This window comes from Sphingopyxis chilensis (assembly GCF_035930445.1).
In the GTDB taxonomy this organism is placed as follows: domain Bacteria; phylum Pseudomonadota; class Alphaproteobacteria; order Sphingomonadales; family Sphingomonadaceae; genus Sphingopyxis; species Sphingopyxis chilensis.
Genome location: NZ_CP142394.1, coordinates 2,793,468 through 2,808,503, shown reverse-complemented (window position 1 = coordinate 2,808,503; position 15,036 = coordinate 2,793,468). Strand labels below are relative to the sequence as shown.

At 64.4% G+C, this 15,036-nt stretch carries 8 protein-coding genes; 7 read left to right on the top strand and 1 reads right to left on the bottom strand.

Going from position 1 to position 15,036, the window contains the following annotated elements:
• Positions 1–114: 114 nt before the first annotated feature.
• Positions 115–1,356, top strand: a complete 1,242-nt coding sequence (locus VSX79_RS13030; RefSeq protein WP_326913563.1) for an ROK family transcriptional regulator — start codon at positions 115–117, stop codon at positions 1,354–1,356.
• Positions 1,357–1,366: 10 nt separating this feature from the next.
• Here the strand turns inward: VSX79_RS13030 and VSX79_RS13025 are convergent, their stop codons facing one another.
• On the bottom strand, positions 1,367–2,722 hold the full coding sequence (locus VSX79_RS13025) for a sugar porter family MFS transporter (protein WP_179494798.1): 1,356 nt from the start codon (positions 2,720–2,722) through the stop codon (positions 1,367–1,369).
• 217 nt (positions 2,723–2,939) lie between these two features.
• Here VSX79_RS13025 and VSX79_RS13020 point away from each other — a divergent pair, with 217 nt between their 5' ends.
• The 6 genes from VSX79_RS13020 (at position 2,940) to VSX79_RS12995 (ending at position 15,033) form a co-directional block, all read left to right on the top strand.
• Entirely contained in the window at positions 2,940–3,767 is an 828-nt protein-coding gene (locus VSX79_RS13020; protein WP_326913562.1) for a class I mannose-6-phosphate isomerase, read from the top strand.
• A 73-nt stretch (positions 3,768–3,840) separates the two neighbouring features.
• Positions 3,841–6,192, top strand: coding sequence for a GH92 family glycosyl hydrolase (locus VSX79_RS13015; RefSeq protein WP_326913561.1), 2,352 nt, complete (start codon positions 3,841–3,843; stop codon positions 6,190–6,192).
• A 99-nt stretch (positions 6,193–6,291) separates the two neighbouring features.
• The gene (locus VSX79_RS13010) at positions 6,292–8,241 is read left to right on the top strand and encodes a glycoside hydrolase family 2 protein (protein WP_179494802.1); all 1,950 of its coding nucleotides are present in this window, start codon (positions 6,292–6,294) and stop codon (positions 8,239–8,241) included.
• 289 nt (positions 8,242–8,530) lie between these two features.
• Complete coding sequence (locus VSX79_RS13005) at positions 8,531–11,527, top strand: TonB-dependent receptor (RefSeq protein ID WP_257018200.1); 2,997 nt, start codon at positions 8,531–8,533, stop codon at positions 11,525–11,527.
• Between the two features lie 93 nt (positions 11,528–11,620).
• Positions 11,621–12,694 (top strand): glycoside hydrolase family 43 protein, encoded by a 1,074-nt coding sequence (locus tag VSX79_RS13000; protein WP_326913560.1) that lies wholly within the window; start codon positions 11,621–11,623, stop codon positions 12,692–12,694.
• A gap of 17 nt (positions 12,695–12,711) precedes the next feature.
• Positions 12,712–15,033: a GH92 family glycosyl hydrolase gene (locus VSX79_RS12995; RefSeq protein ID WP_326915255.1), complete on the top strand. Its 2,322-nt coding sequence runs from the start codon at positions 12,712–12,714 to the stop codon at positions 15,031–15,033.
• Positions 15,034–15,036: the final 3 nt, after the last annotated feature.

The following is a 15,036-nucleotide window of genomic DNA, read 5'->3' as shown; positions in this document are numbered from 1 at the left end:
GCCGGCGCTCCGCTTTATCTAAAATCGAATTATTAAAGCGGCTACGCTTTATGGCACGAGTCTGTTTGGCGGGGGGCGCCGGGCATTCGAACAAGCTTGGAGGACAGACCTGCAATGAGCCTCAACTTTCCGGGTCGCGACCGCCGCCAATCGGCCACGAGCGGCCCCGAGGCACGCGACGCGCGGCTGACGCTCAGCCTGTCGGGAACGAATCTCGAGCGCGCGGGCGACTATAATCAGCGGATCGTCCTTCAGGCGATCCGTCTCACCGAAGAGACGACGCGGAGCGACCTCGCGCGAGTCACCGGCCTGACACCGCCGACGATCGTCAACATCACGAAGCGGCTGATCGATCTCGGCCTCGTCAAGCCGGCCGGTCGTCTGCAGGGAAAGCGCGGCCAACCCGCGATGCGGATCGTCATCGACCCCGACGGCGCCTTTGCGATCGGCCTCAACATCGACCGCGACCACATCACGCTGGTGACGCTCGACCTCGCGGGGAAAATCCGCAGCCGTCACACGCGCGAGATCGCTTTCGCGCTTCCCGAAACGGTCGTTGACCATGTACGCGACATCCTGCCCGGACTGCTCGATGAGGGCGGGGTCGACCGGGCGCGCATCCTCGGCGTCGGGATCGCGCTTCCCGACGATCTTGGCCGCATCGCGCTGCCGCATCGGCCGACGGAATATGATGCGTGGGACGGGATCGACCTCGGCGCCCTGCTCGGCGAGGTGCTTCCCTGGCCGCTGCATGCCGACAATGACGCGGCGTCGGCGGCGCTCGGCGAAGTGCATCTCGGCAACGGTATCGCGCTGCCCAGCTTCTTCTACCTGCTGATCAGTGCGGGGCTGGGCGGAGGACTCGTCATCGATCGCAGCTATGTCCGCGGCGCCGATTCGCGTTCGGGTGAGATCTGGGCGATGCCCGACCCCGAACGCGGGAAGGGGGCGAATGTGCAGGACACGGTTTCGCTGTCGGCGCTTTACGCACGGCTCGAGGCTGCGGGGCATCACGTCGATGCCCCCGATACCCTGCTCGGCAGTTCGCCCGATCGCGAAGCGGTGATCCTGCAATGGCTCGACGATGCCGCCGATGCGCTCGTCCAGCCGTTGATCGCGGTCAACTGCCTGATCAATCCCGCCGCAATCCTGATCGGCGGGCGGCTGCCGGGTAAGTTGGTCGACGGCCTGGTCGAACGGCTCAACGCCCGGATGACGGGGCTCCAGCTTCCGGTGGTGGCACCTGTGCGACGCGCCGGGGCGTCCGACGATGCTTCGGCGATCGGCGCCGCGATCATCCCCTTCCTCGACCATATCCTGCCGTCGGAATCGATCCTGATGCAGGCGGGCCGCTGACCCGCCGAGCTTACTCGATCCGCTGCGCCATTTCGTCGAGATCGACGCCCTTCGTTTCGGGAAAGACCGCCGCGACGACGACGAACTGCACAACCATCGCGGCGGCGAAGATCGCGAAGGGCGCGCCGGGTGACCAGGCGACGAGCACCGGAAATATCCCGGCGATCAGCGCGTTCATCAACCAGTGCGTGCTGGCGCCCAGCGCGCTGCCGCGGGCACGGACCGGCGTCGGGAAGATTTCCGAAATATAGACCCATATGACCGCGCCCTGGCTGGTCGCGAAAAAGGCGATGAACCCGATCAGCGCGGGCAGCATCAGGCCGGTGCCGAGCGCGCCGAACAGCACCCCGGCCGCGGCGGCGAGGCACAGCGTCATGCCCGCCGCGCCGGCGAGCAGCAGCGTCTTGCGCCCGAGGCGGTCGATCAGCGCCATGCCGGCGAGCGTGAAGACCAGGTTGGCGACGCCGATCATCACGGCTTGCCGGTCGGGCGACAGCGACCCCGCGCGCGCGAAAATGTCGTTCAGATAATAGAGAACGGCGTTGATGCCCGCCAGCTGGTTGAACATCGCGATCAGGATGGCGAGCATCATCGGCCGCCGGTGCCGGTGCCACGACAGCTTCTCGCCCGGCGGATCGCGTTCGAGCGCCTCTTCGATCCGGTCGAGTTCGGCGGTCGGCGCGCCGATGCGGGCCATCGCCATGCCTGCTTCGTCGCGGCGTCCCTTGGCGAGCAGCCAGCGCGGGCTGTTGGGGATCGCGAAGAGCAGGATGAAGAAAAGCAGGGCGGGGGCGGCGGTCACCCCGAGCTTCCAGCGCCACGCCGTCTCTCCACCGACCAGACCCGCGATCGTCGCGTTGCTGAGATAGGCGACGAGGATGCCGGTGACGATCATCAGCTGGAACAGGCCGACGAGGAAGCCGCGGTGCCGCGGCGGGGCGATCTCGGCGATATAGACGGGGGCGAGGACCGACGAGCCCCCGATCGCGAGCCCGCATATGAAGCGAAAGGCGAGGAACGAGGTCCAGCCCGGCGCGAGCGCGCAGCCGAGTCCCGCGACGAAATAGAGGATGGCGAGCACGCGCAGGCTGTCGCGGCTGCCGAAAGCGTCGCCGGGCTTGCCGGCGAACAAGGCGCCGACCAGCGTCCCCCACAGCGCGGCGGAAACGGTGATGCCCAGCGTTTCGGGGGTGAGGGCGAACAGAGCGGTCAGGTCGCCGGTCACGCCCGCGATGACCGCGGTATCGAACCCGAACAACAGGCCGGCGAGCGCCGCCGTTCCGATGGCGGCGGCAAGGACGCCGCGACGCGGGCTGACTGAAGGATTTTCTCTGGAAAATGCTGGGCCGTCGGGCTTGCCGGTCATCGTCTCTCTCCCGCGGGATCGAGCTTGGCGCTCGTCCTCGTCGATCGCCGGACATGCCATAAATGCCGAATTGATCAAATAAATTAATTTTCATTATTATCTTGACGCCGACGGCGTGGACGGGGCAGGCTGTAAAAAATCGGCCGCCGGGATGCGTTCCCGGATGTCCGGCAAACCGACCCGGAAGGACGGGCGGGAGCTACGAAGGAGGGGTTTGGTGCCAGCGATCTTGCTTGCGACTCACCGGGTGGAAAAGCCCTGGGGGCGGCGTGAATTGCGGGCCCCGTTTGGCGATGCCCCGGCGGGCGGCGAACCGGTTGGCGAAATATGGTTCCAGACGCCCGGCGACGCGGCGCCCGATCTGCTGGTCAAATATCTGTTCACCAGCGAAAAGCTGTCCGTACAGGTCCACCCCGACGACGCGCAGGCGCATGACCGCGGATTGCCGCGCGGCAAGGACGAATGCTGGCTGATCCTCGGTGCCGAGCCCGGTTCGACGATCGCGCTCGGGACGAAGGCGCCGGTCGAAAAGGCGAAGCTGCGCGACTCCGCGCTCGACGGCAGCATCGAGCAATTGCTCGATTGGAAGCCCGTCAAGGCCGGCGATTTCTTCTACGTCCCTTCGGGCACCGTTCATGCGATCGGCGCCGGACTGACGCTGATCGAGGTGCAGCAGAACAGCGAGACGACATACCGCCTCTACGATTATGGCCGCCCGCGCGAATTGCATCTGGACGACGGCATCGCGGTCGCCGACCCACGGCCCTACACCGCCTATCCGTCGCCGGGCCGGGTCGCCGACGACCGCGAGATACTCGTCGACGGTCCGAAGTTCGTGCTCGAACGGCTCGCGGGCGGCGCGCGGACAATCGCGCTTCCTGACGGCGTTACGGCGTGGCTGATCCCGGTGGCGGGCAACGGGCTCGCCGACGGCGTCGCCTTCGAAGCGGGCGAATGTCTTGCGCTCACGGGTTCGGTGACGATCGCCGCCGATGCCGGTGCCGACCTGCTGCTGGCCTATCCGGGGGAGGGGCGCCTGCAATGACCGCGGCGGCGCGCAGCCAGCCGCGCCGCACAGACGCGTAACCAACGACAAGACTACAGGGAAGAGGGTCGCAATGGAAAAGGGAATGGGTTCGAACCGGGTGCAATCGCGCGCGCGAAGGGCGGCCGCCGCGATGGCGTGCTCGGCGGCGATGCTGGCCCTTTCGGCGGCTGCCGCCCAATCGCCGGTCGATCTCGCCAACCCGCTCGTCGGCACCGCGCCGCTCGACGATCCCGCGGTGATCGGCAACGCGCCGCCGCCGGGCGAACCCGTCTATTCGGGACAGACCTCGCCGGGCGCTCGGCTGCCGCACGGGTCGGTCGAGGCGGCGCCGGTCAACAACAATATCGAGCTGCTCTATCCGAACGGCGTTCCCGTTCCCTATTATTACACCAACCCGACGATGATCGGTTTCACCGGCGGTGGCGGCTCGACCTATGGCGGCGGCGCCGAGCCTTTCATCATGCCCGTGGTCGGCGACTGGTCGCCGCCGCCCGCCTACAGCCAGTCATACTATGACAAGTCGCGCGAAAAGGCGTCTCCTGGCTATTATTCGGTCTATCTCGACAGCTTCCGCACGCAGGCCGAACTGACCGCGACGCGCTGGGCGAGCGTGATGCGCTTCACCTTCCCCGAAAGCCAGCGATCGAACATCATCGTCAACCTGCCGCGCCACGGCGGCTCGGTCGAGGTCGTCGGCGACCGCATCATACGCGGCATATCGAACGACAAGGACAGTGCCGACGGCGGCTATTTCGTCGCCGAATTTTCGAAGCCCTTTGCCGCGCTCGGCACCTTCCGCAAGGCGCCCGGCGACAATGAAGGCTGGGGCATCGGCACCAGCGACGTGAAACCCGGCGGGCGCGAGATGACGGGCAGCTACGCCGGCAGCTATGTGACCTTCAAAACGAAAGCCGGCGAACAGGTGCTGGTGAAGATGGCGCACGGCACCAGCTTTGAGCAGGCCACGCAGCGGCTCGCCGCCGAAGTGCCCGGCTGGGACTTCGACGGCGTTCACAAGGCGGCGCGCGATACATGGGCGCAGCTGTTGAACCGCGTGCGCGTGACGGGCGGCACCGACAAGCAGCGCAAGCTCTTCTACTCGACGCTGTTCCAATCCTTCGCCTCGCCGCGGCTGATCGCGCAGAAGGGCGAGAGGTTCGCCGACACCAATGGCAAGGTCCAGACCGCGACGCACGACCGTTACGGCCCGGTTCCCTTCTGGGACACGGGGCGCAACCAGATCGTCCTGCTCGAACTGATGGAGCCCGCGGCGGTCCAGAACATCATGGCGTCCGAACTCGCGATGGCGCGCGAGAAGGGCTATATGAACACGTCGTTCCACGGCGACAATGCGGTGTTCCTCTTCCTCGGCGCGTGGGAACGCGGCATCGAATTCGACTACGAAGCCGCCTATGAATATCTGCGCAAGAATGCGACCGATCCGAAGGGGCCGCGCGGCTATCTCGCCGAATATATGGAGCAGGGGTGGATTTCGGACATCGTGCCCGACCATAATCCCAGCCCGCCCTATGCCGGCGGCAAGGCGGGCGCCGACAAGACGCTCGAATATGCGTGGGACGATTATGCGCTCGCGCTCTACGCGAAGAAGCTCGGCAAGGACGCCGACTACCGGATGTTCCTGAAGCGCGCGGGCAATTACGCCAACGTCTTCGACAAATCGATCGGCTTCATGCGCGGGCGCACCGCCGACGGCAAATGGATCGCGCCGTTCGACCCGCAGGAACCCTATTATAATTTCATGATGAAGGAAGCGTCGGGCTGGTCGACGCTGTGGCTCGTCCCGCACGACGTAGAGGGACTGATCGGCCTCCTTGGCGGGCGCGATGCCTTCAATGCCAAGCTCGACGAGTTTTTCACCAAGCCCTATAATCCCACGGGCATCTGCCGCGACTGCACCGGCGTGATCGGCCAATATGTCCACGGCAACCAGCCCGACCAGCAGGCGCCCTATTATTACAACTGGAGCGGCCAGCCGTGGAAGACGCAGGCGCTGGTACGCCAGATCCTCGAGAAAACCTATGCCAGCGACGCCGCGGGCTATGGCTATCCCGGCATGGACGATCAGGGCGCGACCTCGTCCTGGTACGCGCTTTCGGCGCTCGGCTTTTATCCTGTCGATCCGTCGAGCCAGGATTATATCATCGGCAGCCCGCTGTTCGACGACGCCAGCCTCGACATGGGTAACGGCAAGACGCTGCGCATCGTCGCGAAGGGCAATTCGGATACGAACGTCTATATCCAGTCGGCGACGCTCGACGGCAAACCGTGGAACAAGCCGTGGTTCAGCCATGACGACGTCAAGGATGGCGCGACCTTCGTCTTCACCATGGGCCCCAAACCGAACAAGGCGTGGGGCGCCGCGCCCGGCGCCGCACCGCCTTCGATGTCGCGAAAACGCTGACCTGACGAGCCCCTCGCCCCCGTGTCCTCCGCGGGGGCGCGAGCCCGGGATCCGCCTTCCCCCTTGGGTCCCGGGCTCCCCTCTTCAACAGGAGATACCATGCGCAGCCTTCTGATCACCGCATCCCTTCTTGCCCTCGCGCCGCTTGCGGCGCAGGCGCAGACCGCCGCACCGCCCGCCGACGATGCCGTCTACACCGGCGAGCTGACGACGCGCTGGGGCAGGGAGGTCACCCCTGAAAACGCGTGGCGGCTCTATCCGCGTCCGCAGATGGTGCGCGAACGCTGGGTCAATCTCAACGGTCTGTGGGACTATGCGATCGCGCCCAAGGCCGCCGAGCGTCCGGCGACGATGGACGGTCAGATCCTCGTGCCCTTTCCGGTCGAGTCCAAGCTGTCGCGCGTCGCGCGCAAGGTGACGCCCGACGACCGAATCTGGTATCGCCGCAGCTTCACCGTCCCCGCCGACTGGCGCGGCGAGAATGTCATGCTCAACTTCGGCGCGGTCGATTATGAGGCGACGGTGCGCGTCAACGGATCGGTCGTCGGATCGCACAAGGGCGGCTTCGACGCCTTCGGTTTCGACATCACCCCCTATCTCAAGGCCGGCGAGAACGAGCTGGTCGTCGAGGTCACCGACCCGACGAGCGCGGGGACGCAGCCGCGCGGCAAGCAGATTCTCGATCCCGCGGGCATCTGGTACACCGCGGTCAGCGGCATCTGGCAGACGGTGTGGATCGAGCCGGTGCCGAAGCTCCATATCGCCGAGGTGCGCGCGACCCCCGATATCGATCGCGGCACCGTCGATGTCGCGGTGGCGCTCTCGGGCTGGGCCAACGACACCGACGCGGTGCGCTTGACCGCGAGCGCGGGCGGCAAGCCGATCGCCTCGACGATCATTCGCGCCAACCGGCAGGCGACGCTCGCGATCCCGGACGCGCATCTCTGGTCGCCCGACGATCCCCATCTCTATGACCTCAAGGCCGAACTGGTGACGATCGCCGATCCCTATGCGGGCGAGGCCGAGCGCGACCGCAAGGCTTATGACTCGCGCTTCACCGACCACGAAAGCCGCGTCTATGCGAAGGCGCAGGTTCAGGGGGCGCCGCGCGACAGCGTCGCCGCCTATTTCGCGATGCGCAAAGTGTCGATCGGCCCCGGCCGCGTTGCGGGGCAACCCGCGATCCTGCTCAACAACAAGCCGCTCTTCCAGCACGGCACGCTCGATCAGGGCTGGTGGCCCGACGGGCTCTACACACCGCCGTCCGAAGAGGCGATGAAGAGCGACATCGTCTTCCTGAAGAAGGCGGGGTTCAACATGCTCAGGAAGCATATCAAGGTCGAACCCGCGCGCTATTATCACGACGCCGACCGGCTCGGGATGCTGATCTGGCAGGACATGCCCTCGGGCGGCGGCGAGGATCAATATCTCGCCGGCACCAGCCAGTATCAGGCGATTTTCCCTTCGGAAACGCTCGCCGAGCAGCAGAAGCAATTGTCCGAAATGGTCGGCGAACTGCGGGCCTTTCCTTCGATCGTCACCTGGGTCGTCAACAACGAAGGGTGGGGTCAATATGATTCGGCGACGCTCGCGCGCTTCGTGAAGGGGCTTGATCCCTCGCGACTGGTGAACGCCAATTCGGGCTGGCTCGACGTCGCGCCGGGGGCGTCGGAGATGCTCGACATCCACACCTATGAAGACGTGCCGAGGACGCCGCCGCTTCAGACGAATCGCGCGATCGTGCTCGGCGAATATGGCGGCGTCGGCTTTCCCGTGCCGGGCCATATCTGGAAACCGGGCAAGGGCAATTGGAGCTATCAGGTCGCGCAGGACGAGAAGGAATATCTCGTCCGTTTCCGCCGCAAGATGGAAGGCGTGATCCGCCAGGCAAAGGAGAATGGGCTCAGCGCCTCGGTCTATACCCAGACCACCGATGTCGAGGACGAGATCAACGGGCTTTTGACCTATGACCGCGCGGTGCCGAAAGCGCCGGCGGAGGCGCTGGCAAAGATCGCCGCGCCGCTGTGGACGACTCCGGCGCCCGACTGACGGGCATCGGGTGAAAGCGTGACGGCACCCGCCATCCCGGCTTGGGGTGGCGGGCGCTGAGTCGCGCGACGGCTCACCGGGGCGCAATAAACAACGTAAAACTGAGGATTTCTGCCGGGTTGGCAACGATTCATCGCGTCGCGCCCCCGGTTCGAAAAATTTATTTTGACAAATTGTTTTTTATATTCTGAGAGAGGCTCAACGGATCGAAGGGTCCGCCGCTCGGTGACCCGAAGGCACCGAATAACGAGCGGGGGCGAACAGCCCCTCGAACAGGGAGGTCGATGTGATGAAGGCAGGACAAATCCATATATCGAAGGCGGCGCGGCGCGAGCGGCTGGTGCGCGAACTGATGCTGAGCGCAGGCGCGATGGTCGCCTTGTGCGGTGCGGGGCAGGCGCACGCGCAGGCGGCGCCCGAAGCGCCGCCGCCGGCTGACGACGCGGCCGAGGCGCCGGGCGACGCGATCGTCGTCACCGGCTATCGCCAGTCGATCGAACAGAGCCTCGAGCAGAAGCGCGAGGCGAACTCGCTGATCGAGGTCATCACCGCCGAGGACATCGGCAAATTTCCCGACAAGAATGTCGCCGACGCGCTGCAGCGCGTTCCCGGTGTGATCATCACCCGCGACGGCGGCGAGGGCAGCCGCGTCAGCATCCGCGGGCTCCAGTCGGACCTGACGCTGACCCTGCTCAACGGCAATTTCATCGCCGGCGCCGACAGCGGCGATCCGTCGCGCTCGTTCAACTATGTGCTGCTGCCGTCGAATTTCATCGCCAGCACCGAAGTCTATAAATCGGCCGAAGCGCGGCTTGAGGAAGGCGGCGTCGGCGGCACGGTGATTCTCAACACCCGCCGTCCCTTCGACCTGCCGGCCTGGTCGGGCTTCGTCTCGGCCGAAGGCACCTATTCGGACACGACGAAGAAATTCGACCCGCAGATTGCCGGCCAGATTTCGTGGAAAGACCCCGAAGAGCGGCTCGGCTTCCTGATCGGCGCGACCTATCAGGAACGCTCGAACCGCGAATTGCGCGGCTCGACCGAAACCTGGCGCTGGTGGAGCGACCGCGACGCGAACGGCGACATCATTACCCCCGCGACCGACGTCAACGGCAATCCTTTCGAAAACGACGACGCGATTTCCTATTGGCCGGGCGAGGGCGTGACCGCACAGGATGGCACGCATTATTCGGGCCATTGGGCGCCGCAGTCGGTCAATGCCGAAGTCTTCTCGCAGCAGCGCAAGCGGCTCGGCATCCAGGCGACCGCACAGATGCGGCCGTTCGAAAATCTGACCGTCACCGCCAATTATTTTCGCTTCGACTACAAGAGCAACTTTCAGAGCAACGTGCTGAAGATCCCCGAATGGGGCTATGGCAATTTCTTCACTGGCCCGACCTTCGACGAAAGCGGCACGATCTTTCAGTCGGCCAATTTCCAGGTTCCGGCCGCGGGGACCGGCTGTTCGGCGAATGCGACGCCCTGCACGATGGAAACGCCGCAGATCGCGGGGACGTACAGCCGCGAAAAGCAGGTGTCGAACACGTTTGAGACCGAGGTCGCCTACAACACCGATAATTTCGACGCGGTGGTGAAGTTCGGCAAGACGAAAGCGACCGGCGGCCCGTCGATGCGCTTCGGCGTCGCAGCGAAACCGCGCCTGACGATCACCGGACAGGAGCAGAACGGCAATTTCCTGAGCGCGTGGGATTTCACCGGCGGCAACCTCAACATGGAATTCTCGCCCGAGCTGCAGGAAAATATCAAGAACGGCGTCGCGCAGATCGACGTCGGCTCGACCGGATCGGGCTTCACCAACAGCGCGATCTCGCAGCGTTATGCCCAGCTTGATCTCGTCCGCCGCTTCGACAGCTTTTTGAGCGCCTTCCGCGTCGGCGGCAAGTGGCGCGAGATGAGCATCCACCGCGAAACCGGCCGCAACGAATGGTATGCCGATCCGGCCACCAAGCTGCGTTATCAGGACACGCCCGCGGGTGCGGTCGCGCGGCCCGAATATTTCTACGACAATCCGATCGGCAACATCGCCGGCGGGTTCGACGCGAACCTGTTCCCGGGCATCAATTTCGAAAATTATCTCGACTATATCAACTCGACCTATGGCCCGTCGGTGCGCGTGCCCGAGCCGAACAACACCTACGACCTCAAGGAGAAGGTGTTCGCCGGCTATGTGCAGGCCGATTTCGAAAGCGGCCCGCTGCGCGGCAATATCGGCCTGCGCGTCGCGCACACCAAACAGTCGGGCGTGACGTCGGACCGGCTGCAATATCTCAGCGACTATTGCGTCGACGGCCCCGGCGGCCCGTTTGATCCCGACGTGCCGCTCGGCCCCGACGGCAATTGCCAGGTGCGGCCGCTCGACGAGCGCGAGGAGATCGTCAACACGCGCATCGATCAGTCGAAGAGCTACACCGACTGGCTCCCCAGCCTGAACGTCGTCTACGAAGTCGTGCCCGACGTCGTCGTCCGCGGCGCGGTCGCCAAGGTGATCGCGCGCCCGTCGTTCAACGATCTGGGGTCGCAGCGTTCGCTGACCTATCGTTCGGCGGCCTATGCCTTCGATCGCGGCCAGTTCGGCGAATTCGAAGGCTGGTCGGGCAGCGGCGGCAACGCCGATCTCCAGCCCTTCTCGGCTTGGCAGTACGACCTTGGCGTCGAATGGTATTTCGATCGCGGCTCGGTGCTCGGCGTCGGCCTGTTCCGCAAGGACGTGTCCGACTTCGTCGTTCCGCTCGTGCTCGACGTGACGCGCGAAGTGAATGGCGAGCAGGTGCTGATCCAGCCCTATTCGACCGTCGCCAACGGGTCGAACGCCAGGTCGCAGGGCGTCGAAGTCTATGCCCAGCATACGCTCGACTTCGGCCTCGGCGCGCAGGTGAACTTCACCTATAACGACACCTCGGTCGCCGACATCACGCTCGATGGCGAGACGGTCGGCAAATCGGCGCTCGTCGGCAGCGCGAAGACGCAGGTCAATGCGTCGGTCTTCTATGAAACCGACAAGTTCCTCGTCCGCGCGTCGTACAACCGCCGCGGCGAAGTCGTCGGCGGGCTGGCCTCGGGCCTCAACGTTTACACCGACCCCTATGAACAGGTCGACATCAACGCCTCGTACGAGCTGATGGACGGGCTGCTCCTCACCGCCTCGGTCATCAACCTGACCAAGTCGGAAGAGCGCCAGCACCTCGGCAACGACACCGACGCGCGCTTCGTCCGGAGCAATTATTTCGGTCGCCGCGCCTATGTTGGCGTATCGTACACCTTCTGATGGGGCTTCGCCTTGGCTCTCCCCCTCGGGTGGCTCCGCAAGGAGCCACCCGCCTCTTTCGGAGAGCGGGCCGGTAAAATGGGGGACGCGAAAATGCGGGTCGGGTTGAAATCGCTGATCGCCGGCGCGGCGCTGGTGACGGGCGGTGCGGCATCGGCCGAAAATCCGATCGTTCCCGGCTGGTATGCCGACCCCGAAATCCGCGTCTTCGGCGACCGCTACTGGATTTATCCGACCTATTCGGATCATGGCGAGACGCCCGACCTGTCCGGGCATTTCAACGAGCAGCAGAAAAAGCTGCGCGAACAGAAGACGGTCCGGCCGTCCTATCATTTCCAGACCTTCTTCAACGTCTTTTCATCGCCCGACCTCGTCCATTGGACGAAACATGACCACGCGCTCGACGTCGAGAATGTGGCCTGGGCCGCCTATGCCGTGTGGGCGCCGTCGGCGATCGAGAAGGACGGCAAATATTATCTCTTCTTCGGCGCCAACGACATCCAGTCCGACGACCAGCTCGGCGGTATCGGCGTCGCGGTCAGCGACCGGCCCGAGGGACCGTTCAAGGATGCGATCGGCAAGCCGCTGATCGATGCCTTCCACAATGGTGCGCAGCCGATCGACCAGTTCGTCTTTCGCGACGATGATGGGCAGCATTATCTCTATTATGGCGGCTGGAAGCATTGCAATGTCGTCCGCCTGGGCGACGACCTGACCTCGATCATCCCCTTTCCCGACGGCACGACCTACAAGGAAATCACGCCCCCCGGCTATGTCGAGGGCTCGTTCATGGTGAAGCGAAAGGGCGTCTATTATCTGATGTGGTCGGAGGGCGGCTGGACTGGTCCCGACTATTCGGTCGCCTATGCGATGGGCCCGTCGCCGACCGGCCCGTTCAAGCCGATGGGCAAGATTCTTCAGCAGGACTTCAAGATCGCGCGCGGCGCGGGGCATCATTCGGTGGTCAATGTGCCGGGCACCGACGACTGGTATATCGCCTATCATCGCCGGCCGCTCGACGAGGACGCCGGCGAGCGGCGCCAGCTCGCGATCGACCGCATGATCTTCAACGCCGACGGGACGATCGCGCCGGTCAAAATGACGAACGAGGGCGTCGCAGCGCGCCCGCTGCCGGCACGAACGGCAAACAGGGGAGAGACGAAGTGAAGACGATCCGCAAGACGATGCTGGGCGCCGCCGCGAGCGCGCTCGTGCTGACCAGCGTCGCCGCACCCGCTGCGCTCGCGCAATCGAGCGCGAACCAGATCGCGCTCGTCGATTACGTCAATCCGCTGATGGGCACCGATTCGAGCTATCGCCTGTCGTACGGCAACACCTATCCCGCGGTCGCGGTCCCCTTCGGCATGAACAGCTGGACCCCGGTGACGGGCGAGCCCGGCAGCGGCTGGGGCTATACCTATGACGGCGAGAAGATCAGCGGCATCAAGCAGACGCACCAGCCGAGCCCGTGGATGAACGATTATGCCGCCTTCGCGTTGATGGCGGAAACCGGGCCGGTGAAGGTCAAGCAGCAGGAGCGCGGCAGCTGGTTCAGCCACAAGGCCGAGGTCGCGCGGCCCTATTCGTACAAAGTCTATCTCGCCGACTATGACGTGACCGCCGAAGTCGCGCCGACGACACGCGCCGCGCAGTTCCGCTTCACCTTCCCCGAAAGCGACGACGCGCACATCCTGCTCGACGGGCTCGCGGGCGGATCGATGGTCAAGGTCGACGTCAAGAACCGCCGCATCACCGGCTATGTTCGCAACAATCACGGCGGCGTGCCCGACAATTTCCACAATTATTTCGTCGCCGAATTCGACCGCGACTTCACGCTCGCGCGCACTTGGGCCGGCGACAACGCGCCGACGAACGAGCTGGCGCGCGAGGGCGATCATGTCGGCGCGGTGCTGAGTTTCAAGACGAAAAAAGGCGACAAGGTCCATGTCCGCGTCGCCTCGTCGTTCATCAGCCCCGAACAGGCGCTGCTGAACCTGCGCAGCGAAATCGGCAGCGACAGCTTCGACACGACGCAGGCAAAGGCGAAGGCGGCGTGGGAGAAGGAACTCTCGCGCATCCGCGTCACCGATCCGGACCCCGAAAAAATCCGCACCTTCTATTCGTCGCTCTACCGCATGCTGCAATTCCCGCGCGTCTTTTACGAAAAGGACGCGAACGGAAAGATCGTCCACTACAGCCCGTATGACGGCAAGGTGCACGATGGTTACATGTTCACCGACAATGGCTTCTGGGACACGTGGCGCGCGGTCTTCCCCTTCTTCGCGCTGATGTATCCCGAACTCGACAGCCAGATCATGCAGGGGCTGGTCAACACCTATAAGCAGGGCGGCTGGCTCCCCGAATGGGCGAGCCCCGGCTATCGCAATGTGATGATCGGGTCGAATTCGGCGAATTTGATCGCCGATGCCTATTTCAACGGCGTGCGCGGCTTCGACGTCGAGACGCTCTATGAGGCGATGATCAAGAATGCGACGACGAGCGAGGGCCGGCCGAAGGACAAGGCGGGCAAGGTCATCGCCGCCGTCGGGCGCGAAGGCGCCGAATATTACAACCGCCTCGGTTATGTCCCCTATGACGTCGGCATCAATGAAAATGCCGCGCGCACGCTCGAATATGCGACCGCCGACTTCTCGATCGCACAGCTCGCAAAGCTGCTTGGCAAGGACGGTGATGCGAAGAAATATCGCGAGCGGGCGCTGAACTACCAGAAGCTCTACGACAATCAGAGCGGCTGGATCCGCGGCCGCAACCAGGACGGGTCATGGTCGACGCCGTTCAACCCCTATAAATGGGGCGACGCCTTCACCGAGGGTAACGCGCTCCATTACAGCTGGGCGGTGATGCAGGACGTTCAGGGGCTGATGAACCTGATGGGCGGGCGCGAGAAATTCGTCGAGCGGCTCGACGCGATCTTCACCACCCCGCCGATCTTCGACGAAAGCTATTACGGTCAGGTGATTCACGAGATCCGCGAGATGCAGATCGTCGACATGGGCCAATATGCCCATGGCAACCAGCCGATCCAGCACATGCCCTATCTCTATAATTGGGCGGGTGCGCCGTGGAAGACGCAGCATCATGTGCGCGACATCATGGCAAAGCTCTATTCGTCGGCGCCCGATGGTTATCCGGGCGACGAGGATAATGGCCAGACCTCGGCCTGGTATGTCTTCTCGGCGCTTGGCTTCTATCCGGTCGCCTCGGCGACGGGCGAATATGCGATCGGCAGCCCGCTGTTCCAGAAGGCCGAACTGACCATGCCGAACGGCAAGACGCTGACGATCAACGCGAAGAACAACAGCAATGCGAACGTCTATCTTCAGTCGGTCGCGCTCGGCGGCAAGCCGCTAACCAAGACCTATTTCACCCACCGCGCGCTGTCGCAGGGCGGCACGGTCGATTTCGTGATGGGCGCCAAGCCCAACAAGCAATGGGGCACCGCCCCCGCCGACGCGCCCTTCTCGATCAGCGCGCCGTCCAAATGAATT

Excerpts from the sequence above, each read along its gene's own strand:
- VSX79_RS13015 (WP_326913561.1), top strand. The coding sequence starts at position 3,841 with ATGGAAAAGGGAATGGGTTCGAACCGGGTGCAATCGCGCGCGCGAAGG.
- VSX79_RS12995 (WP_326915255.1), top strand. The coding sequence starts at position 12,712 with ATGCTGGGCGCCGCCGCGAGCGCGCTCGTGCTGACCAGCGTCGCCGCA.
- VSX79_RS13000 (WP_326913560.1), top strand. The coding sequence starts at position 11,621 with ATGCGGGTCGGGTTGAAATCGCTGATCGCCGGCGCGGCGCTGGTGACG.
- VSX79_RS13025 (WP_179494798.1), bottom strand. The coding sequence starts at position 2,722 with ATGACCGGCAAGCCCGACGGCCCAGCATTTTCCAGAGAAAATCCTTCA.
- VSX79_RS13010 (WP_179494802.1), top strand. The coding sequence starts at position 6,292 with ATGCGCAGCCTTCTGATCACCGCATCCCTTCTTGCCCTCGCGCCGCTT.
- VSX79_RS13030 (WP_326913563.1), top strand. The coding sequence starts at position 115 with ATGAGCCTCAACTTTCCGGGTCGCGACCGCCGCCAATCGGCCACGAGC.
- VSX79_RS13005 (WP_257018200.1), top strand. The coding sequence starts at position 8,531 with ATGAAGGCAGGACAAATCCATATATCGAAGGCGGCGCGGCGCGAGCGG.